The 23,952-nt window shown below is 67.5% G+C and carries 21 protein-coding genes and 1 pseudogene; 8 read left to right on the top strand and 14 right to left on the bottom strand.

Annotation, left to right across the window (positions count from 1 at the left end):
* Positions 1 to 12: 12 nt before the first annotated feature.
* Positions 13 to 1,263 (bottom strand): FAD-dependent monooxygenase, encoded by a 1,251-nt coding sequence (locus NRB20_RS19420; protein WP_153411585.1) that lies wholly within the window; start codon positions 1,261 to 1,263, stop codon positions 13 to 15.
* 114 nt (positions 1,264 to 1,377) lie between these two features.
* Here NRB20_RS19420 and NRB20_RS19415 point away from each other — a divergent pair, with 114 nt between their 5' ends.
* Both NRB20_RS19415 and NRB20_RS19410 read left to right on the top strand, forming a co-directional pair.
* A complete protein-coding gene (locus NRB20_RS19415; protein ID WP_153411584.1) occupies positions 1,378 to 1,950 on the top strand; it encodes a TetR/AcrR family transcriptional regulator in 573 nt (190 codons plus the stop codon).
* A gap of 53 nt (positions 1,951 to 2,003) precedes the next feature.
* Positions 2,004 to 2,753 (top strand): thioesterase II family protein, encoded by a 750-nt coding sequence (locus tag NRB20_RS19410; RefSeq protein ID WP_319945134.1) that lies wholly within the window; start codon positions 2,004 to 2,006, stop codon positions 2,751 to 2,753.
* Here the strand turns inward: NRB20_RS19410 and NRB20_RS19405 are convergent.
* The 3 genes and pseudogenes from NRB20_RS19405 to NRB20_RS19395 form a co-directional block, all read right to left on the bottom strand.
* A complete protein-coding gene (locus tag NRB20_RS19405; RefSeq protein ID WP_153411767.1) occupies positions 2,734 to 3,114 on the bottom strand; it encodes a DUF2784 domain-containing protein in 381 nt (126 codons plus the stop codon). The two genes, NRB20_RS19410 and NRB20_RS19405, sit on opposite strands and share 20 nt — an antisense overlap.
* A 246-nt stretch (positions 3,115 to 3,360) precedes the next feature.
* Positions 3,361 to 3,591: pseudogene (locus NRB20_RS39335) on the bottom strand (SDR family oxidoreductase); the annotation flags it as partial.
* A gap of 146 nt (positions 3,592 to 3,737) precedes the next feature.
* The gene (locus NRB20_RS19395) at positions 3,738 to 5,198 is read right to left on the bottom strand and encodes an SDR family NAD(P)-dependent oxidoreductase (protein WP_153411583.1); all 1,461 of its coding nucleotides are present in this window, start codon (positions 5,196 to 5,198) and stop codon (positions 3,738 to 3,740) included.
* A 237-nt stretch (positions 5,199 to 5,435) separates the two neighbouring features.
* On the opposite strand from NRB20_RS19395, the gene NRB20_RS19390 reads away from it, so the two are divergent.
* Both NRB20_RS19390 and NRB20_RS19385 read left to right on the top strand, forming a co-directional pair.
* Positions 5,436 to 6,581, top strand: a complete 1,146-nt coding sequence (locus tag NRB20_RS19390) for an acyl-CoA dehydrogenase family protein (RefSeq protein ID WP_153411582.1) — start codon at positions 5,436 to 5,438, stop codon at positions 6,579 to 6,581.
* The gene (locus NRB20_RS19385) at positions 6,565 to 7,209 is read left to right on the top strand and encodes a TetR/AcrR family transcriptional regulator (RefSeq protein WP_153411581.1); all 645 of its coding nucleotides are present in this window, start codon (positions 6,565 to 6,567) and stop codon (positions 7,207 to 7,209) included. Before NRB20_RS19390 ends, NRB20_RS19385 begins: the two co-directional genes overlap by 17 nt.
* 309 nt (positions 7,210 to 7,518) lie before the next feature.
* Here NRB20_RS19385 and NRB20_RS19380 read toward each other — a convergent pair whose 3' ends face one another.
* The 5 genes from NRB20_RS19380 to NRB20_RS19360 all read right to left on the bottom strand — a co-directional run bounded on the left by NRB20_RS19380 (position 7,519) and on the right by NRB20_RS19360 (position 11,593).
* Entirely contained in the window at positions 7,519 to 8,586 is a 1,068-nt protein-coding gene (locus NRB20_RS19380; protein WP_153411580.1) for a DNA polymerase domain-containing protein, read from the bottom strand.
* A complete protein-coding gene (locus NRB20_RS19375) occupies positions 8,583 to 9,665 on the bottom strand; it encodes an ATP-dependent DNA ligase (protein WP_194289926.1) in 1,083 nt (360 codons plus the stop codon). The genes NRB20_RS19380 and NRB20_RS19375 overlap by 4 nt, the downstream gene beginning before the upstream one ends.
* A 129-nt stretch (positions 9,666 to 9,794) precedes the next feature.
* A complete protein-coding gene (locus tag NRB20_RS19370; protein ID WP_319945133.1) occupies positions 9,795 to 10,190 on the bottom strand; it encodes a cold-shock protein in 396 nt (131 codons plus the stop codon).
* Positions 10,191 to 10,223: 33 nt separating this feature from the next.
* A complete protein-coding gene (locus NRB20_RS19365) occupies positions 10,224 to 11,339 on the bottom strand; it encodes an SPFH domain-containing protein (RefSeq protein WP_319945132.1) in 1,116 nt (371 codons plus the stop codon).
* A gap of 14 nt (positions 11,340 to 11,353) precedes the next feature.
* Entirely contained in the window at positions 11,354 to 11,593 is a 240-nt protein-coding gene (locus tag NRB20_RS19360) for a hypothetical protein (RefSeq protein ID WP_153411579.1), read from the bottom strand.
* Positions 11,594 to 11,751: 158 nt separating this feature from the next.
* On the opposite strand from NRB20_RS19360, the gene NRB20_RS19355 reads away from it, so the two are divergent.
* Positions 11,752 to 13,308 carry a DHA2 family efflux MFS transporter permease subunit gene (locus tag NRB20_RS19355; RefSeq protein ID WP_319945131.1) on the top strand — a complete coding sequence of 519 codons (1,557 nt, stop codon included), beginning with the start codon at positions 11,752 to 11,754 and terminating at the stop codon, positions 13,306 to 13,308.
* A 203-nt stretch (positions 13,309 to 13,511) separates the two neighbouring features.
* Entirely contained in the window at positions 13,512 to 14,462 is a 951-nt protein-coding gene (locus NRB20_RS19350) for a quinone oxidoreductase family protein (RefSeq protein WP_153411577.1), read from the top strand.
* Between the two features lie 54 nt (positions 14,463 to 14,516).
* Here NRB20_RS19350 and NRB20_RS19345 read toward each other — a convergent pair whose 3' ends face one another.
* The gene (locus NRB20_RS19345) at positions 14,517 to 15,998 is read right to left on the bottom strand and encodes an MFS transporter (protein WP_319945130.1); all 1,482 of its coding nucleotides are present in this window, start codon (positions 15,996 to 15,998) and stop codon (positions 14,517 to 14,519) included.
* A 54-nt stretch (positions 15,999 to 16,052) separates the two neighbouring features.
* Here NRB20_RS19345 and NRB20_RS19340 point away from each other — a divergent pair, with 54 nt between their 5' ends.
* Entirely contained in the window at positions 16,053 to 16,787 is a 735-nt protein-coding gene (locus tag NRB20_RS19340; protein ID WP_319945129.1) for a TetR/AcrR family transcriptional regulator, read from the top strand.
* Positions 16,788 to 16,859: 72 nt separating this feature from the next.
* On the opposite strand, the gene NRB20_RS19335 is transcribed toward NRB20_RS19340, so the two are convergent.
* Together NRB20_RS19335 and NRB20_RS19330 are read right to left on the bottom strand one after the other, a co-directional pair.
* Entirely contained in the window at positions 16,860 to 17,483 is a 624-nt protein-coding gene (locus NRB20_RS19335) for a TetR/AcrR family transcriptional regulator (protein ID WP_319945128.1), read from the bottom strand.
* Positions 17,484 to 17,507: 24 nt separating this feature from the next.
* On the bottom strand, positions 17,508 to 19,379 hold the full coding sequence (locus tag NRB20_RS19330) for a Na+/H+ antiporter (RefSeq protein ID WP_153411576.1): 1,872 nt from the start codon (positions 19,377 to 19,379) through the stop codon (positions 17,508 to 17,510).
* A gap of 184 nt (positions 19,380 to 19,563) precedes the next feature.
* Here NRB20_RS19330 and NRB20_RS19325 point away from each other — a divergent pair, with 184 nt between their 5' ends.
* Positions 19,564 to 21,012 carry an FtsW/RodA/SpoVE family cell cycle protein gene (locus NRB20_RS19325; protein WP_406603856.1) on the top strand — a complete coding sequence of 483 codons (1,449 nt, stop codon included), beginning with the start codon at positions 19,564 to 19,566 and terminating at the stop codon, positions 21,010 to 21,012.
* Positions 21,013 to 21,025: 13 nt separating this feature from the next.
* Here NRB20_RS19325 and NRB20_RS19320 read toward each other — a convergent pair whose 3' ends face one another.
* Together NRB20_RS19320 and NRB20_RS19315 are read right to left on the bottom strand one after the other, a co-directional pair.
* Complete coding sequence (locus NRB20_RS19320; protein WP_153411575.1) at positions 21,026 to 22,366, bottom strand: pyridoxal-phosphate dependent enzyme; 1,341 nt, start codon at positions 22,364 to 22,366, stop codon at positions 21,026 to 21,028.
* Positions 22,366 to 23,913, bottom strand: a complete 1,548-nt coding sequence (locus tag NRB20_RS19315; protein ID WP_319945127.1) for an alanine racemase — start codon at positions 23,911 to 23,913, stop codon at positions 22,366 to 22,368. Before NRB20_RS19315 ends, NRB20_RS19320 begins: the two co-directional genes overlap by 1 nt.
* Positions 23,914 to 23,952: the final 39 nt, after the last annotated feature.

The following is a 23,952-nucleotide window of genomic DNA, read 5'->3' as shown; positions in this document are numbered from 1 at the left end:
ACCGGCACGATCCTATTCGGTGGGCCGCGACGCGGTTGCCGCGGTGTCGCTGAAGTAGGTCGGCAGCTGGTAGTCGTCGGTCTTGCCGAAGAACATCTTCATCATCACCGGGCGCATCATCCGCGACATCATCACGCGGTTGACGGTGCGACGCGTGGTGGTGCCGAATCGACTGTGCGACAACATCATCTGGATGCCGCCGCCGGGCAGTTCCCTGGCCTTGTCCAGGAACGGGGTCACCTGCCGCTCGTACCGGCGCAGGGCGTCGGGGAGGTCGTCCGGGGTGCGGGCGATCTCGCCCGCGAGCAGGTACGCGCCGACCATCGCCATCGCGGTGCCCATGCCGGTCATCGGTGAGCCGCAGTATCCGGCGTCGCCGAGCAGGGTGACGCGGCCGGCGCTGAGTGAGGGCATATCGATCCGGGTGAGTTCGTCGAAGTAGAAGTCGTCGGCCGCGGCCATGCCCGCGAGAACCGCGGGGGCGTGCCAGCCGTCGCCCTCGAGGTGGCGGTGGACGAGCCGGTGTTGGGCGTCGAGATCGCCGCGCAGGGCCGGATCGCGATCGGTCAGCATGGTGAGAATGGCCTTGGCGGTATCGGGTCGGCCGTCGGGCCGGATGCCGACCGCCGCGCCGGGGATCATTTGCATGGTGAACCAGCCGGGCCGGATGTTCGGCGGGGTCGGGATCGTGAAGAAGGACATGTATCCGCCCAGATAGGTGCTGAACTGCTCCTCGGGGCCGAAGGCCAGCCGCCGGGTGGCCGAGTGCACGCCGTCCGCGCCGACGACCAGGTCGAAGCTTTCGCTCTGCCCGGAGGCGAATTCGACCCGCACCCCGGCATCGTCCTGGTGCAGCGCGGTGATCCACTCGCCGTACCGGTAGTCGAGAGTCCCGCCGAGTCCGGCGAGTTCGTTCAGCAGCACCTGGTTCAGGTCGCCGCGGGTGATCTCGATCTCGGCGACCGGGCCCTTGCCCTCGAAGTACTCCATCGACATGTTCGCGTAGGTGCGTCCGCGCGGGTCGACATAGGTGATGCCGAGCTCCTGGAGCTGGGACTTGCCGATCGCGGGCATCAGGCCCATCCGCTCGGCGACCTCGCGGCTGGGACCGCGCAGATCCACGGCCTGCCCGCCGGGCCGGGGAGCGGTGGCGCGCTCGACGATGGTGACGGTGATGCCGGCCCGAAGCAGTTGCAGCGCAACGGCATTACCGGCGATACCGCCACCGGAGACGAGGATGCGCGGGGTGCTGGTGGTGCCCATGATGTCGGTTCCCTGTCGTGTGGATCGAATGTTGATCGAATGTCTTAGACAAATGTGCCACACGATTGGCACATCTGTCTAGAACAAATGTCTAAGACGTTGTAACCTGGGCATATGGGTAATCGAGAGGATCTACTGGCGGCGGCGAAGAAGGTGATCCTGGAACGCGGGCTCGCCAAGGTCACCGCGCGGGATATCGCCGGGGTCGCCGGGGTCAGCCTGGCGGCGATCGGCTACCACTTCGGCTCCAAGGATCGGTTGATCTCCGAGGCCATCACCATGTCCGTCGGCAGCGATATCGGTGACGGTATGGACGAGGCGATCCGCGCCGCGGGGGAGGGACGGGCGCTGTCCGAATCCTTCGCGCCGACCCTGAACGGCCTGGTCGACGTGGCATTCCGCTATCGGGAGCAGTTGCTGCTGAGCCTGGAGAACGGTCTGCGCATCGCCCGCTCGCCCGACTCGCAGGCATTCCTGGCCGAGGCGACGAGCGAGGCGTACGCCGAACTGGCCGGGCTGTTGCGCGAGGTGTATCCGGACCTGTCCGATGCGCAAGCGCGCGCGGTCGCCAAGCTGTATTTCGTCCTGTTCCAGGGCATCGCGATGCTGGCTCTGCTCGAGCCGGACGGCGAACTGCTGCTGGGCGACGATCTCGCCGTGGCCCTCTCGGCGCTCCAGGGAAAATAGCGACCGGGTACCCTCGGCCCGACGAAGAGCGATATCGAGCGGAGGGAAGGTTCGTGGCGGGACGGATTGCAGCGGGTGGCTGGTTGCGTGAGTTGCGAGCGGTGCCCGATCCGCGCACGGTGCTGGTGTGCTTCCCGCCCGGTGGTGGTTCGGCCAGTGCGTATCGCGCCTTGGCGCAGCAGATACGTTCCGACACAGCGGTTTTCGCGGTGCAGTATCCGGGTCGACAAGATCGGCTGGGTGAGCCGTTGCTCACCGATCTGCGGGTGCTCGCAGATCGTGTCGTTCCCGAGCTGTCGGTGGGTGCGCCCCGGCTGGCACTGTTCGGACACAGCATGGGTTCGACGGTGGCGTTCGAGACCGCGCGTCGGCTGGAAAGTGCTGGGCGGCAACTGGTTCGGCTGTTCGTCTCGGGACGTATCGCGCCGGACGCGGCCTACGTCGGCGCCATCCATCAGGCCCCCGATGCCGAGGTGATCGCCGAGTTGGAGCGGCTGGCGAATGATCCTGCCTCCGTGGCGATTCTGCGTTCGGAGCCGAGTCTGGCCGAGTTGGTCCTGCCCGCGGTCCGCGCCGACTATCAGGCGGTCGAGACGTACGAGTTCGAGCCGGGGGCCACCCTGCGATGCGATATCTCGGCGCTGCTCGGCGATGCCGACCCGACCGTCACCCCCGAACAGGCAGGGGAGTGGAAGCGCCACACCACCGGTGCGTTCGACCTGTCCACCCTGCCCGGACGACACTTCTATCTCGACGAAAAGGTCTCCGAGGTAGCGACTTTCATCAACGAACGCTTGGCCTGAGCGCCCGATGATGCCGCGGCAACCACACATATCCCGCCCACGACAACGCCACCACGAGCACCACCAACATCCGCACCAGATCCAACGCACCGCGCGGATAGAACACCCCGGTGATGTAGTGATCGATGAACCCGCCGGCCGGTAGCGGCGCCTCCCCACCCCGCCCCCGCGCCCAATTCTCCAGATGCGTCAGCGGACACGAAATATCGAAGATCACTGTGCCGAACCCCCACCCGAACGCGGCCAGATGCGTCCACAGCGACCACCGCCAATGCCAGGCAAGATAGCCACCGACCACGACGTAAACAACGAACAGGAAGTGCACCACCGCAGTGGCGTCGGCCAGCAGACGGTACATCATCCATCCAGAGTAGGCGCGCCCCAGCCCCCTCCCGCCCGTACGTGATCGTATTGATGCGTTCGATCCTGACCACCCGTCAGCCCCGCGAGACGTCAGCGGGGGAGCCCGACGAGCTGTTATCGGCTCCCGCGTCGTCAGCGAATCCTCCTGCACCGTAACGGAATCCGTCGCGTCCTGGAGCAGAGCCCCGCCAGTCGCATCGAGAAGCTGACCGGTAACCCAGCTCGCATCGTCCGACACCAGGAATACGACCACACCCGCAACATCAGCGGGCAGCCCCACGCGGGCCAGCGGCGAACGGGCCGCGGTCGCAGCGTGTGCATCGTCGCTCGAGCGCAGCCATGACGCATTGAGATCGGTGTCGATCGCACCGGGATCGACCGCGTTGACGGTTATCCGCGTGGCCTGATTTCCGTGGCCAGTGCTGTGGTGAACACGTCGATGGCGGCCTTGGGCATTGCGTAGGCGGCGAGCCACCGCTCGGGTCTGCCCCACCTGCTGGTCGACTAGGGAATCGGGTCCGGATTGGTGGCTTATGGAATATCAATATTGGAATATGCGCATTGAAGCATATGTGTTCGGAATGTTCGAGATGGACAGGACCGCATGGAGGCGGGGAGGGGTTACCAGTTGGACGGTTCGAAGTCCTTGAGGAAGCAGCCGTGGAGGTCTTCGCCGTTTTCGCCGCGGACGATCGGGTCGTAGACGCGGGCTGCGCCGTCCACCAGGTCGAGGGGGGCGTGGAAGCCTTCTTCGGCCAGGCGGATCTTGGTGTAGTGGGGGCGTTCGTCGGTGATCCAGCCGGTGTCCACGGCGGTCATGAGGATGCGGTCGGCTTCCAGCATTTCGGTGGCGCTGGTGCGGGTGAGCATGTTCAGGGCGGCCTTGGCCATGTTGGTGTGGGGGTGGCCGGGGCCCTTGTAGCCGCGGCCGAAGACGCCTTCCATCGCGGATACATTCACCACGTACTTGCGGCGTGCGGCGGCGGAGGCCATCGATGGGCGCAGTCGGGAGATCAGGATGAACGGGGCGACCGAGTTGCAGAGTTGCACCTCGAGCAGTTCGGTGGCGTCGACCTCGGCGACGGTTTGTACCCAGCTGTTGGTGTGGGCGAGATCGGGGACCAGGCCCCCGGCGTCGATCGCCAGTCCGCGCGAAATACGTTCGGGCGTAGCGGATCCCGCGACCAGTGCCAGTTCGGTGACCTCGGCGGCGGTGAGTGCGGGGGCGAGGGAGGCGGTCAGGGCGGTGGGGTGCGCCTGCATGGTTTTGCCGAAGCTGATGGTGTCGGGGAGTTCGCCGACGGGCAGCGGGTCGGATTCGGCCTCGACGAGTGCGCCGTAGGCGCCGTTCGAGCGACGCACGGTCTGGGCGGCGTTGTTGATCAGGATGTCCAGCGGGCCCTGCGCGGCGACGTCCTCGGTCAGCGCGACGACCTGGGCCGGATCGCGCAGATCGATACCGATCACGCGCAGCCGGTGGATCCAGTCGGCGCTGTCGGGCTGGGCCTTGAAGCGGCGGATGGCGTCGTTGGGGAAGCGGGTGGTGATGGTGGTGTGCGCGCCGTCGCGCAGCAGGCGCAGCGCGATGTACATGCCGATCTTGGCGCGGCCGCCGGTGAGCAGGGCGCGGCGGCCGGTCAGGTCGGTGCGCGCGTCGCGTTTGGCGTGGCCGCGCGCGGCGCAGTCGGGACACAGTTGGTGGTAGAAGGCATCGACGCGGGTGTAGCGCTGTTTGCAGATGTAACAGGGGCGCGGTTTGAGCAGCGTTCCCGCCGACGCGCCGGAAACGTTGGAGGTCAACGGGATTCCGGCGGTCTCGTCGTCGATGCGGTTGAGTGATCCGGTGGCGGTGGCGTGCACGACGGCGCGATCGTTCTCCGCGACGGCCTCGCGCGCGGCGATGCGGCGGCGGCGCTTGAGCATCTTGAACATGTGCCCGACCGCGCGCTGCACCTGCACCGAATCGGGGTGGTCCTTGTCCAGGTCGCCCACCTGATCCAGGACGCGCAGGCAGATGGCGAGGTCCTCGGGATCGATGGCCTGGTGTGCGGCGGTATCGGTCGTCGGGTCGTGGTCGGCCATCGTGCTGCGGGTGTTTCCTTCGTGCGGGCGGATACGGATCGGATCATTCTCGCATCAGCGCAGGTGTGCCCCCGCACACGGCTGCCGTACGCGAGTTCGCGTGGTTTGTTGACAGAATGCCAACAGTGGTCCACGCTGGTGCGGAGGTCGGCGGGCTGCCGACCGGTGTGTGCGTCCGGTGGGTGAGCGGTCCGGGCGTGCGCGGTGAATCGGCTCGGTACGAGAGGTGAGACGAAGATGGCACGCGCGGTATGGAGCGACGACGAGGTCGAGGCGGTCCGGGAGCTGGCGAGAGATTTCTTCGCCAAGGAGGTCGTTCCGCACGAGGAGAAGTTCGTCGCGCAGGGCCATCCCGATCGTGAGCTGTACAACCGGGCGGGCGAGCTGGGCCTGCTGTGCGCCGCGATCCCGACTGAATACGGCGGTGGCGGTGGCACTTTCGCGCACGAGGCGGCCATCATCGAGGAGCAGTCCTTCGGTGGTGAGGGCGCGCTGGGCATGCCCGTGCACTCCTCGATCATCGCGCCGTACCTGGCGCACTTCGGCAGCGAGGAGCTCAAGCGCCGGGTGCTGCCCAAGGCCGCGACCGGTGAGATGGTGCTCTCGATCGGCATGACCGAGCCGGGCACCGGATCGGATCTGCAGGCGATCAAGACCCGCGCGGTACGCGAGGGCGACGAGTACGTCATCACCGGCTCGAAGATCTTCATCTCCAACGGCTGGCTGTGCGACGGCATCATCCTGGCGGTGAAGACCGACCCGACCAAGGGCGCGGCGGGCGTCTCGCTGATCTTCGCGGAGGTCGGCGACGACACTCCCGGTTTCAAGCGCGGCCGGATCCTGTCCAAGATCGGTGGCAAGGGGCAGGACACCGCGGAGCTGTTCTTCGACGGGCTGCGGGTGTCGGCCTCGAACCTGCTCGGTGAGGCCGAGGGCCAGGGCTTCTACCAGATGATGCAGCTGCTGGCGCAGGAGCGGCTGGTCACCGCGATCATGGCGGTGGCGATGATGGAGAAGGCCGTCGAGCTGACCGTCGAGTACACCAAGGGCCGCGAGGCGTTCGGCAAGCCGCTGTTCGCGATGCAGAACACCAAGTTCGAGCTCGCGGAGTGCAAGACGATCGCGCGGGTGAGCCGGACCTTCCTGGACGACGCGATCAGCAAGCATCTCGTCGGCGAACTGGACATCCCCACCGCCGCGATGGCGAAATATTGGCTGACCGATCAGTTGGGTATCGTGGTGGACCGTTGTCTGCAACTCTTCGGCGGCTATGGATACATGACGGAATACCCGATCTCCCAGCTCTACACGGGCGCGCGGATCCTGCGTATCCTGGCCGGTTCGAACGAGGTGATGAAGGATCTCATTGCCCGCTCACTCTGAAACCCGTCCCACGGTGGCCGCGTCGCAGGTTCCGTCGCGTCGTCGGCTCGATCCCGACGAGCGGCGTGCCCAGATTCTGGCGCGCGCCATCGAGATGTTCGGTGAACGCCCGTACGCGGCGGTGTCCACCGCAGAGCTCGCGCAGCGTGCCGGGGTGGCTCGTGGCCTGATCAACCACTATTTCGGCAACAAGCGGGATCTGTATCTCGCGGTGGTGCGCCGGATGGTGACCCTGCCGCGGCCGGACAACATGGTGCTGCCGACCGGTAGTGACCGCGACCGGGTCGACGCGAGTGTGACGTGGTTGCTGGACATCATCGGTGAGCACGGCAGCACCTGGGTGAAGGTGACCGGGCACGAGGGCATCGGCGACGATCCGGAGGTGCAGCGCATCCTGGACGAGGCCGACGACGCGGCCGCGGCCCGTCTGCTGGATATGGTGGGGCTGAGCGGATCCCGGCACTCCGCGGAACTGCGGGCGATGGTTCGCGCGTACGGCGGTCTGGTGAAAACCGCTGGGCGCGAATGGATCATCCGCGGCACCCTGACTCGCGAGCAGGTCCACATCCTGCTCGCGGACATGTTGTTCGCGTTGATCACCACGTCGTTCGCGAAGATCGATCGCTGATCGGCGTCGAAAGCACCACGGACGCCGCCCGATTCGCCGTCGCGCGCGGGCGGCGTCCTGGTGCGAGGGGCCTGCTCGCGACGGTGTAGGTCGGATCGATCGAGGTCTGGGCCGCAGGGGCGTGCCTCGGTCGGATGTGTCGGGGCGGCGCGGAATTGTGACGCGCTGCCCTCGGTGCGGCACCTGATCATCGACGCGACCGGCGACCAACTCACCCTGGTACAGCCGCCGCTCACGACACTGCGGCGCTGCGCCGGTGGACGCGTGCTCGGTCGTGGCGCCGCTGGTGCGGTGAGGGGGTCCGGGCGGTCAGTCCTGGGTGCGGGCGCGGCTGGGTTGGACGCGGGGTGGTTCGTTCGGCATCTTCGGGTACTGCGGTGGCCAGGGCGCGTCGAGCAGGCCCGAATCCTGGTCGCGGGCAGCCATTTTCAGCAGGGGCTCGATGGATTGCGGGGTGCGGTCGGCCCAGGGATCGCCGAACTCGGCTACCCGGGCGGGGACGGTGGCGATGGTGAGTTCGTCGGGGACGACGGTGGCCAGGGCGTCCCAGGAGATCGGGGTGGAAACCTGTGCGCCGACCTTGGGGCGCACGCACCAGGCCCCGAAAACCGTTCGGTGCGGGGCATTCTGGTTGTAGTCGATGAAGACGCGGCTGCCGCGCAGTTCCTTCCACCATTGTGCGGTGATGCGGTCGGGGTGGCGGCGTTCGAGTTCGCGGGCCAGGGCGACCGAGGCGGCGCGGACCTGGTAGCCGTCCCAGCGGGGTTCGAGGGCGACGTAGATGTGCAGGCCGCGGGAGCCGGAGGTTTTCACCTGCGAATCGATGCCGAGTTCGGTGCACAGTTCGCGGGTGAGTACGGCCGCCTCGCGGAGGTCGGCGAAGCCGATGCCGGGGGAGGGGTCCAGGTCGATGCGCAGTTCGTCGGCGATGGCCAGATCGCCGAGGACCTCGGTGACCGCGTGCGGGGTGGGGGTGTGCCCGGCGGCGACGTCGGGTGGTCCGGCCGCGACGTGGTTGGCCCAGACGTGGAAACCCAGGCAGCCCAGGTTGACCGCCCACAGGATGTGCGCCATGTCGGCGGCGACGAGGGCGTCGCTGGTGGTGCCGTTGGGGGTGGCGACCTTGGTGGTCTGCAACCAGTCCGGGACCGAGGCCGGGACTCGTTTCTGGAACCAGGATTTGCCGCTCGCGCCGTCGGGATAACGCTCCAGCAGCACCGGCCGGTTGCCGATGGTGCGCATGATGGGTTCCTCGACGGCCTGGTAGTAGCGCACCAGATCGAGTTTGGTCTCACCGCGTTTGGTGAAGTAGATCTTGTCCGGATTGCTGATGCGCACGGTGTGCCCGGCGGTTTCGATGTCGATCGACGCGCTCATTTGCGGGCCTCGGCGAAGATGTCGGCGAGTTCGGCGGGGGCGACCTGTTCGAGTTGGGCGTAGGTGCACGATGCGGGTGTGCGGTCGTCGCGGAATCGGACGAGGCGGCCGCCGTGGCGTAATCGCCCGGCCATGACGTGTTCGTAGCGGACCTCGGCGACGAGTTCGGGCCGCAGCGCCTCCCAGGACAGGTCCTTGGTCCCGGTCCAGCGGCTGACGCCGCCGGGCATCTTGCCCTCGGCCTTGGCCTGGGCCGCGGCGTCGGCCCACTGCCGCCACGGGTGGTTCTCGAGGGCGTTCTCGCGCAGCGGTGCGAGTTCTTCGACGAGTGCGGCGCGGCGGGCGGCGGTGAAACTGCTGGCCACCCCGACGTGGTGCAGATTGCCCTGTTCGTCGTACAAGCCGAGCAGCAGCGATCCGACGCCCTGGCCGTCCTTGTGCCAGCGGAATCCGGCTACCACGCAGTCGGCGGTGCGCTCGTGTTTGACCTTGATCATCACCCGTTTGTCCTGGAGATAGGCCAGATCACCGGCCTTGACCACGACGCCGTCGAAGCCGGCGCCTTCGAAGCGGGTGAACCAGTCCCGGGCCAGGGCCGGGTCGGTGGTGATCGGGGTGAGGTGCACGCGGTCGAGCGAGTGGTCGACGATGGTTTCCAGGATCTTGCGGCGTTCGGCGAACGGTTCGCCGGTCAGATCCCGGTCGCCGAGGGCGAGCAGATCGAAGGCGACGAAGCTGGCCGGTGTCTCCACGGCGAGTTTGTTCACCCGGGAGGCCGCGGGATGCAGCCGGTTCTGCAGGGTGTCGAAATCCAGGCCGTGTTCGGTGACCACGACGACCTCGCCGTCGACCACGCAGCGCGGTGGCAGCGCCTGCGCGAGCAGGGTCACCAATTCCGGGAAGTAGCGGGTGAGCGGTCGGTCGTTGCGGGAGCCGAGTTCGATCTCGTCGCCGTCGCGAAAGACGATGCAGCGGAAGCCATCCCATTTGGGTTCGTAGAACAGCTCCGGGTCGCCGGGCAGATCCGAGGCGGATTTGGCCAGCATCGGTTTGACGGGCGGCATGACGGGCAACTGCATGGTGGCCTCCGCTTCGCTCCGGTGGGTCGACGGTGTTCACGTCATAGACGATGCGGACGACGGAAATTCATCGCCCGCATCGTCGTGGAGATCGTATGACGTGGTACCGACAGAAACCGGGAACGCCGGTCAGCCCTCGAGCCAGCCGTGTTGTTCGGCGAACGCGGCGAGGCGGTCGCGGATGGTGACGATCTCGCCGGCGGTCAGCGCCGGGCTGGCGTCGAGCAGCAGTTCGGTGATCAGCCGCTTGTGTTCGGCGGGGGTGAGTACCCCCGCGCCGCCTGCGCGGTTGCGGTGCCGCGTCACCGGCGGCTGCCCCGCGACCAGGGTCAGATTGACCGCCTTCGGGCCCCGATCACCCTCGGTCACCTCGAATTCGAAAACCCGTCCCTGCCGCAGTTCGTCCTCGTCCAACCCGATATCGTTCACATGCACGAACACATCGGGGCCACCGTCTTCCGGCCGAATGAATCCGAACCCCCGTGAACTGTCGAAGGACACCAATTTCCCGATCGACACCTGCACCCGCTCCTCATTGCCGTCAACTGTGCGGTCACTCTAGCCCGCACGATGTTCACTGTCGTCGGATTCACCGTTGGCGGACAGAGCCTTCTGTAGCGAATTGAACACCGTCAGTCCCTGGCCCACCATTCCGTTGATCAACTCGCCGACACCGTCGGGCCCGTTCAGTACGGTGAGGTTGGCGTTGGACAGTCCGGCCGAGGCCTGCTTGACGATCTCGGGGAGCTGTTCGATGAGCAGCTGATCCAGGGCGATGCGGTTGTTGGAGGCCGCGGCCTCGGCCTGGATGCGGGTGCGGTCGGCCTCGGCCTGGGCGAGCACGCGCACGCGTTCGGCCTCGGCTTCGGCGGGTTTGACCACCTCGGTCTGCAGCTGCTGTTCGCGCAGTTGTGCCTCCTTGCGGGCGCGTTCGGCCTGCGCGGTGAGCACCTCCTGCAATGCGATGGCCTCGGCGAGCGGTCCGGCCTGGGACGCCTCGGCCTTGGCCTTGTCGATGTCGCGCTGGTATTCGGCCTGCAGGATCGCGGTCTGGCGCTGGTATTCGGCCTGCTTGCGGCGGGAGGCCTGTTCGGCCTCGGCGGCGGCCTGCGAGGCGGCGGCCTGGGCGATCTGCGCGTCCCGCTGGACCGCGGCGTTGTGCGGGGCGGCGAGGGCGGCGATGTAGCCGAGGTTGCCGTCGTCGATGGACTGGATCTGCAGGGAATCGACCCACAGGCCGATATTGCTCATCTCCAGCTTCGAGGCGACCAGTACCTCGTCGGCGAGCTTCTGGCGTTCGCGGATGATCTCCTCGACGGTCATCGAGCCGATGATCGAGCGCAGATGTCCGGAGAAGATGCGGCCGGTCAGGACGGACATCTCGCGTTCCTGTTCGGACAGGAAGCGCTGCGCGGCGTTGACCACCGACTGGGTGTCGTTGGCGACCTTGAAGGCGATCACCGCGCGCACGTCGAGTTGGATGGCCTGTTTGGTGACGCACCGCTCCTGGATCTCGGCCTCGTACATGGCCAGCGACAGATATCTGACCTTGCGGAAGAAGGGCATCACCCAGGTGCCATGCCCGGTGATCACCCGGAACGGCGCGTTGTCTCTGCTCTTGCCGCCGCTGACGAGCATGGCCTCGTCCGGATCGGGCACGTGGTACCCCAGCACTGTTGTCTCCCTTGTTATCTCGACAATTCCCCACCCGGTCCGATGTCCAGCGGGATCCAGGGAACGACATCGACGATCCGGCCCGGATGCACCTCGATGATCAGAACGGTCGCGAACTGATCGATGGGCTCGGTGGATCGTGCGATGTAACTCTCTGTCCCCCCTCGGATCGCGACCAGGACCTCCCCGAGCATCCCTGCGCCGCGGATCGGCGATGTGAGCGTACCGGTCAAACCCCGCACCGGGTCGGTCATCGCATCGATCTCCTTGCCGGGCAACGGTGAACCGGGTGATTTCCCAGCGTACCGCTCTGTATCGCCGAGTAGAACCGAATATTCGCGCGCTGCGGGATGTCCCCACACAGGGAAAATAGACTCTGGTCATCCGGGCGTGTCCGTGCAAGGCTGAAGCGGTGACCACTCCTCCGGATAGTCAGACCGCACAGCCGGATCCGACCTCCGACAAGCTCGACGCGGGCGTGTTGAAGGTGGCCGGTGTCGTGGTGCTCGGCGCGATCATGTCGATCCTCGACATCACCGTCGTCACCATCGCTCTCCCGACGTTCCAGAACACCTTCCACGCCACCTACGCGATCGCGGCCTGGTCGATGACCGGCTACACGCTCGCCCTGGCGACCGTCATTCCGCTGACCGGTTGGGCGGCGGACCGATTCGGCACCAAACGCCTCTACATGATGGCGCTGACCTTCTTCGTGCTGGGCTCGCTGCTGTGCTCCACGGCATGGAACATCGAGTCGCTCATCGCCTTTCGCGTGATCCAGGGCCTCGGCGGCGGCATGCTGATGCCGCTGGGCATGACGATCATGACCCATGCCGCGGGCCCGCAGCGGATCGGCCGGGTGATGGCGGTGCTCGGTGTGCCGATGCTGCTGGGCCCGATCCTGGGTCCGATCCTGGGCGGCTGGCTGATCGACGTGCACTGGTTCGGTATGGCCGGATGGCACTGGATCTTCCTGATCAACGTTCCGATCGGGGCGCTGTCCCTGATCCTGTCCTACGTGGTGTTCGCACCCGACCGGCCCGAACCCTCCGAGACGTTCGACTTCGTCGGAATGCTGCTGGCCTCACCGGGTTTGGCGCTGTTCCTGTTCGGGGTGTCCTCGATTCCCGAGAAGCACACCGTACTGGCCTCGCGGGTGTTGATTCCCGCGATCGTGGGGCTGGTGCTGATGGTGGCGTTCGTGCTGCACGCGCTGCGCACCGACCATCCGCTGATCGATGTGCACCTGTTCCGGAACCGGTCGCTGACCTTCGCGGTGCTGACCATGGTGTTCTTCGCGGTCGCGTTCTTCGGGGCGGGTCTGCTGCTGCCCAGTTATCTGCAACAGGTGCGCGGCCTGACGCCGTTGCACGCCGGATTGCTCATCGCGCCACAGGGATTGGGCGCGATGCTGACCATGCCGATCGCTGGTCGGCTGGTGGACAAGATCGGTCCGGGGCGGATCGTGCTGACGGGTCTGGTCGTGATCGGCATCGGGACCGCGTTCCTGACCCAGTTGCACGCCGACACGTCCTACGGGCTGCTGATGGCGGCGTTGTTCGTGATGGGTCTGGGCATGGGCTGCACCATGATGCCGGTGATGACCGCGGCGATCCAGACGCTGACCCATGCGCAGGTGGCGCGGGGCACGACGCTGATGAACATCGTGAACCAGACCGCGGGGTCGATCGGTACCGCGGTCATGTCGGTGGTGCTGACGAACCTGCTGAACAGCAAGCCGCTCGCGCAGCCGGCGATCGCGTCGCGCTTCGACCCGGCGATCGCCAAGCAGTTCCCGCCGGGTGCGCTGGCCGCCGGATTCGACCAGGCCGCAACGGCATTCGCGCACACCTTCGTGGTGGCGGTGGCGCTGGTCGTGGTGACGTTGATTCCGGCGTACTTCCTGCCGAAGGTGAAACCGGCCGCGCCACAGGATTCGGCCGATGCGCCGATCATGATGGGGCACTGAGTAGTTGGAGTGCAGCGCCCGCGTTCCGGATTTCGGAACGCGGGCGCTGTTGTGTGTGAAGCTATGGCCCATCGGGTCGAATCGCTTGTGCCAGAGCCTGTTCCAGTCCGGAGATGACATCAGATCCACACCGCGTTCGCGTCCTCAACGATGTTAACGCATGGTGGTCGCAACCGAACTTAATGTTGTTGAGGAGAATGATCATGAAGGCCGCGATCCTGCACACCTACGGCGAACCCCCGCGATACGGCGAGTTCCGCGAACCCGAACCGCGCGAGGGCGAGCAGCTCGTCGAGGTCACCGCCGCCGCGCTGACCAACCTGGCGCGCTCGCGCGCGGCCGGGACGCACTACAGCGACCACGGCGAACTGCCCGCGATCGTCGGGGTCGACGGCGTGGGCGTGCTCGCCGATGGCCGCCGGGTGTTCTTCACCGGCCCGCGCGAACCCTTCGGTTCGATGGCCCAGCGATCCCTCGCGTCCCGGCGCACCTTCCCGGTGCCCGACGGACTCGACGACCTCACCGCCGCCGCGTTGCTGAATCCCGGTGTGTCGGCGTGGACTTCGCTGGCGCACCGCGCCGAGTTGCGGCCCGGGGAACGGGTGCTGATCCTCGGGGCCACCGGCGTGACCGGCAAACTGGCCGTGCAGGCGGCGCGCTCGATGGGCGCGGGGGAGATCGTCGCGGCGGGCCGCAATCGCGAATCACTGCGCCGGGTCGGTGAACTCGGCGCGGACGTCACCATCGAACTGGATCAGGACCCCGGCGCGGCATTCGCGGAAGCGGTGGGGGACAAGGGATTCGATGTCGTGATCGACTACCTGTGGGGTCCGCCGATCGAGGCGCTGCTGGGCGCGCTGGGCCGCGCGGATCTGCACGCGGCGTCGCGGCGAACCCGCCTGGTGCACGTCGGGGGGATGGCCGGACCCTCGATCACTCTGCCCGGAAGCGCTCTGCGCTCGAGCGATCTGGTGATCATCGGCACCGGCACGGGATCGTGGAATCCGGTCCAGCTCGCGGAGTCCGTCGAGCATGTCATGCGGGGCGCGGTCGCGGGTGAGCTGACCATCGACGCGCGCCCGGTACCGCTGGCCGAGGTCGAATCGGTGTGGAACCTCGACGGGAAGGGCACCCGCACGGTCCTGATTCCGTGAGGCTCGGGGGCGTCGCGACGACGATGTCGCGACGCCCGGCCGGTCGTTCCGGTATCAGCCCACGGGCGTGGTCTCGGGTTCCTCGGACGGGGTGGGCCGCCGCCCGCGCAACAGGATCAACCCCAGGGCCGCCGCGGCGAGGGAGAATCCGACGCTGATCCACGAACCGGTCGACATGGCCGCGGAGAAGGCGGACTTCGCCGGACCGCTCAGGCCCAATTGAAAAGCGGCACCGATGGACTCACGGGCGGCGGCCGGTGCGTCGGCGGGCATGTGCGCGGTGTACACCCCGGCCAGGACGCTGCCGATCACCGCGATGCTGATCGCCTGGCCGACCTGCTGGAGGGTGTCGTTCATGGCCGAGCCGACTCCGGCGTGTTCGACGGGGATGGCCCCGAGGATCGAGGAGTAGGCGGCCGGACCGGCCAGACCGCCGCCGATACCCATGATCATCATGCTGGCCAGCACCCATGGATAACTGTTCGCACAGGCCAGCACCGCGAACGCGCCCGCCATCACGACCAGCCCGGACACGATGAGCGTCTTGTTGCTCAGCGTCTTGCCCAGGGTCGCGCCCAGGCCGTTGAACACCGCGGCGGCCAAGGCGTACGGCAGCAGCGCCCAGCCCGCCCGCATCGGTCCGTAGCCCAGGACGAATTGCAGATACTGGGTCAGGATCAGCAGCACCGCGCCCATCCCGAAGATCATCAGCAGCAGTGTCAGGCAGGTGCCGGTGAAGTCCCGGTTCCGGAACACGCCCAGCGGCAGCATCGGATGTGCCGAGCGGTGTTCCCAGAACCCGAAGCCCACGCCCGCGAGCACGGCCAGCGCGATCACCGGAATGTTCCACTCGCGCTGGATGATCACGTACACCGCCGAGGTCAACGCCACGATCGACAGCACCACCCCGACCGGGTCGACCGGCCGCTGCTCACCGCGGGTCTCGGGCATCAACACCACCGCGGCCGCGATCGCGAGCACCGCGACCGGGATGTTCAGCAGGAACACCGAACCCCACCAGAAGTGTTGCAGCAGTAGGCCACCCAGCGTCGGTCCGAGCACGATGCCGACCAACGACACCGTCGACCAGGCCGCCATCGCCTTGCGGCGCTCGTCCGCGGCGAAGGTCGTCATCAGGATGGACAGCGTGGAGGGCATCAGCAGCGACCCGCCCACACCCATCGCCGCGCGCGCCGCGATCACCTGCCAGGGCGCGTCGGCCAGCACCGCCAGCAGCGAGGCCGCGCCGAACACGGCAAGTCCGGTGATCAGCATGCGACGTCGCCCGAAGCGGTCGGACAGGCTGCCCGCGGTGAGCAGCAGTCCGGCGAAGACCAGGATGTAGGCGTCGAGGATCCACTGGATGTCCGACGGGGTCGCGTTCAGGTCCCGGATCAGGGACGGGATGGCGATATTGAGCACGGTGCCGTCGATCATCAGCACCAGCAGCGACAGGCACAGCACCACCAGAATCCACCAGCGGCGCGGGTCGCGGACCTGGGTGTCCGCCGGTTCCGGTACAGCGTTCGATTTCACTCGCACACCGTACGACAAACTCGAACGGTGTGCGAGTGAATTACAGTGGAGGCCGTGTCCAAGCCATTCACCTCGGTATGGGCGCGCGAGCCGCGCCGCCCCAGAAGCTCCGGACTCGGCCGCGAGCAGATCGTCACCGCGGCGGTGGAGATGCTCGACGCCGAGGGCCTCGAGGCGCTGAGCATGCGCAAACTCGGTGCGCGGCTCGGCGCGGGCGCGACGAGTCTGTACTGGTACGTCGCGAACAAGGACGAACTGCTGGAACTGGCCATGGACGAGGTCTGGGGACTGGTCGAGGTACCCGACCCGGATCGCGCGCCGTGGCGGGAGGTCGTCACCACCACCGCCTACGGGCTGCGGGTCACGCTGCGCGCGCACCCGTGGATGGCGAATCTGTTCGGCCGGATGCCGATGGCCGGTCCGCACGCGTTCGCGATGACCGACCGGCTGCGTCGCGCGTTCGTGCGCGCGGGATTCACCGGCGTCGATGTCTACCTGGCCAGCGGCACGCTGATGGGTTTCGTACTGGGACAGGTCATTCCGGAGATCGGCATCCGTCAGGTGACCACCGACGGCCGCTACGATCCGGCCGGTATGGTCGCGGTGGTCGACCGGGTGGCCGCGGACTACCCGGAGATGCGCGCGGAATTCCGCGAGACCGTCGAGATGGACCCCGAGGCCGCGCGCGCCATGGCCTTCGACTTCGCCCTGCTGTGCGTGCTGGACGGTCTCGAGGCCCGCCTGGCCGCCGCCCGCGCCACCGAACCGGCCGTGCGCGAGCGCGAATGATCTTGCGACACCACCGAAGCGGCGTCGTTCGGGTTCTCTCGCGCGGTGTGGTGCGGCCCGTCGGATGCTCGGCTAACGGTACATCGTGCGGTACGCGGAGATGGTCTCCACGACGTGATCGATCAACTGCTCCCGGTTCGCGCGCAGGCGTCCGGCCAGCCACGCCGAGAACATCCCGGCATTGCCCGCGGCCATCGTGACCGCGGCCAACCGGCGCTGGGCCGGATCGGCGATATGGGTGAACAGATGGTCCTGGATCAGGCGGGTGAAGGCGGGCATCACCGCGATGGTGGTCTGGCCCAGACCGGTCGAGGAGTACGGCTCCACCAGGAACAACCGGGACTTGCGCGGATCGGACAGCACCGTATCGATGAGGATCTCGGCCAGCGCGCGGATCCGTTCGGGATCGTCGGCGTCGGCGAAGGCGGTCATCGGTTCGAGGAATTCGGTGGCCACCTGGCGGTACAGCACGTCGAGCAGATCGTCGCGATCGGTGAAGCTCTCGTAGAAGTAGCGGTCGGTCAGCCCCGCGCGGCGGCAGACCGCGCGCATGGTCACCCCGGCCGCACCGGACTCGCCGATCAGATCCAGCGCGGCCTCGAACAGCGCGGCCCGGCGGGCCTCGCGACGTTCGGTGAGAGTGGTCCCGCCCCAGATGCGGGTTTCGGGACCGGGGGAGTCCTGAGCTGAATGCACCCGAACAACATTAGTGCCGAACGCTCACCCGAGTAGCTCGTCGATATAGCACCAGCGCCACTTCTCGCCCGGTTCCACGCTGCGCATCACCGGGTGCCCGGTCCCGGTGAAGTGGCCGCTGGCGTGATTGCCCACCGAGGAGTCGCAGCAGCCGACATGCCCGCAGGACAGGCACATTCGCAGATGCACCCAGGTCAGGCCCTCCGCGACGCATTCCGCGCACACCTCGGGCAGATCCGGGACCGGGATGTGCGGCGCCTCGCGCAGATGTTCGCACGCCCCGATCGTGGGGCCGCGCAACGGATCCGGCGGCAGATCGTCGGCCTCGGCGACCCGATCGATGGTGGACTCCTCGATATCGAGCACACCCATCACGTGATCGAGCACCTCGTGGTCCAGGGTGCCCGAATCACGCACGCGCAGTACGACTTCGCGTTCGGCGGCCAGCATCGCCAGGCGCAGCCGCCGGTACTCCCCGCTCGGGGTGATCCGCACCGACTCCGCGCGACCGAGCTGCTCCCAGGCCGCGTGCGCCCGGCGCTCGACCCGATCCCGCAGTGCGGCAACCACTTCCGGGGGCGTCTCGGCGACGACGTGCTCCTCGAGGGCGACCAGCCCGGCCGCGGTGGCCTGCTGGAGCAGATTGGCCTGTTGCAGCGCGTCCTCGGCGCGACTGGGACCGCGCAGCCGCAGCAACCGCACCAGCAGCGGCAGCGAGACACCCTGCAACAGCAGGGTGCCGCCCACGACCACCAGCGCCAGGAGTTTGAGAGTGGCCAATTCCGGTGTGCCCGAAGGCAACAGCAGCGCACCGGCCAGGGTCACCACCCCGCGCATCCCGGCCCAGGACACCACCGTGGGACTGGTCCACGGCGGCGCGGGCTTACCGCGCGGCCGCGACTCGACCCACCACGCGAAATAGGTCGCCGGATACACCCAGATCGGCCGCGCCACCACGACGGTCACCAGCACCGCCGCGCAGGTGAGCAGCAGGGTGGTGTGGTCCAGGCCGCTGGACCAGGCGTCCTCGAGGATGCGCCGCACCTGCAAGCCCATCAGCAGGAACACCGCGTTCTCCAGGATGAACTGGATGGTGCGCCAATTGGTGCGCTCGGCGATCCGCGAGGCCGCGGTCTGCCACTTCGGCGCACCCTGCCCCAGGATCAGCCCGCACACCACCACCGCGATCACCCCCGAGGCGTGCGCGGCCTCGGCGGGCAGATACGCGGCGAACGGCGCGATCAGCGACAGACTGGTGTCGAGCACCGGATCGACGATGCGGCGGCGCAACAGCGCCAGCACCCCGGCCGCGACCACCCCGATGGCCGTGCCGCCCACCGCGGACCACAGGAAATCGCCCCCGGCCTGCCACACACTGAACGCCCCGGCCATGGCCGCCACCGCGGTCCGCAACGCCACCAGCGCGGTCGCGTCGTTGAACAGCGCCTCACCCTCGAGCAGCGTCACCACCCGCCGCGGCATCCCGACCTTGCGGGCGATCGCCGTGGCCGCCACCGCGTCCGGCGGCGACACGATCGCCCCGATCGCGACGGCCGCCGCGAACGGAATGTGCAGCATCGCGTGCACCACACCGGCCACCGCGAAGGTCGTGAACAGCACCAACCCGACCGACAACAACCCGATCGAGAGCTTCTTGGGCTTGAACTCCACCAGCGAACTGCTGATCGCCGCGGTGTAGACCAGCGGCGGCAACAACCCCAGCAGCACCATCTCGGGATTGATGTCGACCTCGGGCAGGAACGGCAGATACGACGCGCCGATCCCGGCCACGGTCAGAATCAGCGGTTCGGCCATGCCGACTCGGCGGGCGAGTGCGGCCAGTCCCACGGTGACCGCGATCAGCGCCACCAGTCCGAATGCGATATGCACCCTCATATCCTGCCAGCCGGTCACCGTGGAGTCGTGGTGACGGGGTTGCGCCGGTGGCGTACCTGGGTAATTCGGTCGGTGAGAGGTGTGTGCGGGAGGTGTCGGCTGTGGGACGTGTCGGAGGGGACCCGCATACTGGTGGCGTGAGTGCGGTTGCGGGCGATGAGGTCGGGGGCAGTGAGGTGGAGTTGTGAGTGCGTCGCGGGAGAACACCGGTTCGGGGCCGATCGTCACGGTGTCCGGGCCGATCGGCCGTCGCAATCCACGTCGCGACGAACTGGTGCTGTGCGTCGCGGCCGTGGTGATCGTGGCGCTGGCGGCGTTGGCGATGTCCGCGGCCACCGGCGGCGGGGCCGATTCACTACGCTGGTCGCTCACGGTTTTCGTGGTGCTGGTGGGGCTGGCGCACGTGGCGGTGCGGATCCTGGCGGCCAAGGCGGATCCGGTGATCCTGCCGTGCGTGGTCCTGCTCAACGGCCTGGGCCTGGTCCTGATCGACAGGCTCGACCGGGCCGAGGCGACCTCCGCGGCCGCCCTGGGCCAACCCGCCCCCTCCTCGGACGCGGCGCACCAGCTGATCTGGACCGCGGCGGGCATCGCGATATTCGCGATCGTGCTCGCGGTCGTGCGCAACCACAGCCAGCCCGCCCGCTACGCGTACACCTGCGGCCTGGCCGGCGTGGTGGCGCTGCTGGTGCCCGCGGTACTGCCGGACCGGTTCAGTGAGGTCAACGGCGGCAAGAGCTGGATCATGTTCCACGGCTTCTCGATTCAGCCCGGCGAGTTCGCCAAGGTGCTGCTGCTGATCTTCGTGGCCGGATTCCTGGTGGCCAACCGCGATCTGTTCAGCACCGCGGGCAAGAAGGTGCTGTGGTTCACCGTGCCGCGGCTGCGCGATCTGGGTCCGCTGCTGCTGGTGACGTTCCTCGCGGTGATCGTGCTGGTCTACGAGAAGAACCTGGGCTTCTCGCTGCTGGTGTTCGGCACCGTGCTGGCGATGGTGTACATCGCGACCCGGCGCGCGTCCTGGCTGCTGATCGGGATCGGGATGTTCGCGATCGGCGCGATCATCGCCTACAACCTGTTCGCCCACGTGCGAGTGCGGGTGCAGGTGTGGGAGGACCCGTTCGCGACCTACTACACCAACGGATTCCAGATCGCCCAGGGCCTGTTCGGCCTCGGCACCGGCGGCCTGTGGGGCGCGGGCCTGGGCGCCGGGCGGCCGCAGGAGGTGCCGTTCGCCAAGACCGACTTCATCATCGCCACCATCGGCGAGGAACTGGGCCTGTTCGGGCTGACCGCGGTGATCATCCTGTTCATGATCATCACGCTGCGCGGCTTCAGCGCCGCGCTGACCACCCGCGACTCGTTCGGCAAACTGCTCGGCGGCGGGCTCGCGTTCTCCCTGGGCTGGCAGTTGTTCGTGGTCGTGGGCGGTGTCACCAAACTGATTCCGCTGACCGGTCTGACCACACCGTTCATGTCCTACGGCGGGTCCTCGCTGCTGGCCAACTACGTCATCATCGCGCTGATGATCCGCATCTCGCACGACGCGCGCAGCGTCCCGCCGCCGACCGCGCCGCCGGTGGCGCCGATCGCGGACGCCATGACCGAACACATCGCGCGCCCACAGAACTGACCGTCCCGACGGTTCACCCGCGTGGTGAGCCTTCGAGGGGTTTGCCGGCATCGCGCCAGGCCAGGATGCCGCCGTCCAGGCTGCTCGCGTCGAATCCGGCGCGCCGGGCCCGCGCCGCGAACCGCCGCGACACCTCACCGACCGGGCACACGAACACCAGCGGACGACTGCGGGAGAACGGAATGCCCTGGGCGAACATATCGTCCAGTTGATCGTCACGAATATTGAGCGACCCCGGGACGTGCCCGATCCGGTACGCCATCGCGCCCCGGGTATCGACCACGACCGGCGGCACCGCACCCTCGGCCCGGCCGTCGAGCCGCTCGAGTGCGTCCGGACTCACCACGGGCACCGCCGCGAGTTCGTCCGCGTCGGGCGCGGCGGCCCGGGAATCGTTGCGGCCGAACAGATCCGGTCGCCGCTTCTTGATGTACGACAGGTACGGTTCGATCCGATCACACACGACGACCACCGCCACCACCGGATCATCGCGGGACACCGCCGAACGATCGAGCGCGCCCAGATGTTCGACCGCCGCGGCATAGGCCGCCCCGCTGGTCGGCCCGGCCAGCACGCCGTACCCGGTGGCCAGCTCGAGCGTCCCCTCGATCGCGTGCGCGGCGGTGACGGTCATGACGCGGTCGTAGAACTCGGGCCGGAACAGCCCCACATCCCACATCTCGGTCTCGGACCGGATCCCGGGAATGAAGTCGCCACGTTCGGAAACGACCGCGACGGTACGCAATTCGGGATTGTGCTTGCGCAGATAACTGGCCGTGCCCCGAGTCGATCCGGTGGTACCCAGCCCGCCGATCAGATAGTCCACGCCCCGCCCGCCGAGGTCCTCGTGGATCTCCCGGCCGGTGCCGTGATAGTGCGCCTCGATATTCTTCTCGTTGGTGTACTGCGACGGATGATGGTATGCCCCAGGATGTTTGGCCATCGTCGCCTCGATCACCGAGTACACGTCGTTGGGCGTGGTCGGGTCCGGGCATTCGGACAGGCCGGGCAACTCCTGGATCCTGGCGCCGAACAGTTGCAGCAGATCACGCACCTCACCGACCTTGATCCGATTGGTGATCGCATGCAGTTCGACCCCGCGCATCGCCCCCAGAATGCGCAGCGCCTTGGCGGTATTACCGCTGGACGCCTCGATCAGCGTCCGCCCGTGCTCGGCGATCGCGTCGATATCGTCGCTGATCATCGCCCACGCCACCCGGTCCTTCACCGAGCCGAACGGGTTGCAGGACTCCAGCTTCGCGTAGAGCTCGACGTTCTCGAGCCCGTGCACGGCCGGATCCAGCCGCAGCAGCGGGGTGTTGCCGATGAGTTCGGTGATGTGGTCGTAGCGCATCAGGCGACCCCGTCGGCGGCGGCGTGCAGCGCCTCGACCACGGAGTACCCGCCGCGATCGGTGACCGGCGCGGGGTCGTACTCCTCGTCACGACAGATCCGGAACTGTTGCCCGTCACCGATGACCGCGAGCTTGGGCGGCGGTTCGTGCATCGCCGCCGAGGCCGCCGACAGATCCATGTGATACGCGGCGGTATTCGGGAACACCACCAGATCACCGGGCCGCGGCACGGACTCCAGCCACACCTTGTGATTGGTGATCAGATCACGCTCGAGGCACAGCCGCCCGGCGAAGTACACCCCCACCCGGCCCGGCTCACCCGCCGCATCGGCGCTCGAATCACATGCGGCACAATCGGATCCGGACGCATCGCGGCGAGCGCTACCGGGCAACACCAGCGGATCCACCATGACCTCCTGATCGGCCGGAGTGACGGAATCACGCGAGAGATCCACATTCACCAGCACACTGCCATCGGCCGCGCGCTTGACGAATTCGACCCGGGCGACGGTGATTCCGGCATGATCGACCAGCGACTTACCGGGCTCGAGCCAGACCTCGAGCATGTTCTCGGTGACAACCTGAGCGAACGTGCGCCCACCGTGCCCCTCGAGCGGCGCGCCGAGCAACTCGTCGAGCATGCGGGTCGCGGAAACGGTATTGGCGTACTTGTGGAACACCGGCGTCCCGTGCACCCCGGCGCCCTCGACCTGATAGCCGAAAGTGTTGCCGCCCCACGTCATCGGCTCACCCCGCCCCAGCAGTGATTCGCGCAACGCCAGCACATACGCGTCGAAACGCTCGACATCCGCGGTGAACACCTGCCGGAACCCACCACCGATATCCAGCACCGACGGGGCCAGATCATAGGAATACGCCGCCTCGATCAATTCCAGGCAAGCCTCGGCGGCCCGCAGCCGTTCGGCGGGTTCCCCGGAATCGATGTGAAAGGCAAGCCCCCGCAGATCGAGCCGCTCACGATGCGCCGCGAGGACCCGCAACGCCTGCCCGGCCTCACCCACCGCGATACCGAACCGACTCACCGCACTGTTCCGGAAACCCGAGATCCGCAGCAGCACAGGAACTCTCGAATGGTCCCGAGCCAACTCGGCGAGCCGCTCCAACTCCCACGGATTGTCCACATTGACGCTCACCCCGGCCTCGACCAGCTCCCGCAGAAACCGCTCACCCTTGGGCCCGGTCGCCTCGATCGACGTCGCGGGAAACCCCACCCCGACAGCGGCGGCCAACTCCTGCCGCGAGGCCACATCGACCGCGATACCGGCTGCCGCGGCAGTCCGCAGCAGCGCCCGCGAACGATTCGCCTTGTGCGCGTAGCAGATCCGATACCGCGACAGCTGCCCATCCAGCACCGACCGCATCCGGCCCAGATTCTCCGCGAACACCTGCGGGAACAACAGATGCGCGGGGGAGTCGAACCGCCTCACCGCCCCCTGCACCGCGCCGGGCGTGTCCAGGAACGCCCGCACCAGCGTATGGACTTTCGCCGGAAGCCCCGGCGCGGCGACCGCGCGACCGTCATTCACGACCGGCACCCCCGAGAACGACTGGCGCACTTGCCTTCC

It is taken from the genome of Nocardia macrotermitis (genome assembly GCF_009604405.1).
Lineage (GTDB): Bacteria > Actinomycetota > Actinomycetes > Mycobacteriales > Mycobacteriaceae > Nocardia > Nocardia macrotermitis.
Note: the sequence above shows the minus strand (reverse complement) of the source record. Positions and strands in the feature narration are given on the sequence as shown.

Coding starts and splice junctions, on each gene's coding strand:
- NRB20_RS19420 (WP_153411585.1), bottom strand. CDS start 1,263: ATGGGCACCACCAGCACCCCGCGCATCCTCGTCTCCGGTGGCGGTATC.
- NRB20_RS19415 (WP_153411584.1), top strand. CDS start 1,378: ATGGGTAATCGAGAGGATCTACTGGCGGCGGCGAAGAAGGTGATCCTG.
- NRB20_RS19405 (WP_153411767.1), bottom strand. CDS start 3,114: ATGATGTACCGTCTGCTGGCCGACGCCACTGCGGTGGTGCACTTCCTG.
- NRB20_RS19395 (WP_153411583.1), bottom strand. CDS start 5,198: ATGGCCGACCACGACCCGACGACCGATACCGCCGCACACCAGGCCATC.
- NRB20_RS19390 (WP_153411582.1), top strand. CDS start 5,436: ATGGCACGCGCGGTATGGAGCGACGACGAGGTCGAGGCGGTCCGGGAG.
- NRB20_RS19380 (WP_153411580.1), bottom strand. CDS start 8,586: ATGAGCGCGTCGATCGACATCGAAACCGCCGGGCACACCGTGCGCATC.
- NRB20_RS19375 (WP_194289926.1), bottom strand. CDS start 9,665: ATGCAGTTGCCCGTCATGCCGCCCGTCAAACCGATGCTGGCCAAATCC.
- NRB20_RS19360 (WP_153411579.1), bottom strand. CDS start 11,593: ATGACCGACCCGGTGCGGGGTTTGACCGGTACGCTCACATCGCCGATC.
- NRB20_RS19350 (WP_153411577.1), top strand. CDS start 13,512: ATGAAGGCCGCGATCCTGCACACCTACGGCGAACCCCCGCGATACGGC.
- NRB20_RS19330 (WP_153411576.1), bottom strand. CDS start 19,379: ATGAGGGTGCATATCGCATTCGGACTGGTGGCGCTGATCGCGGTCACC.
- NRB20_RS19320 (WP_153411575.1), bottom strand. CDS start 22,366: ATGCGCTACGACCACATCACCGAACTCATCGGCAACACCCCGCTGCTG.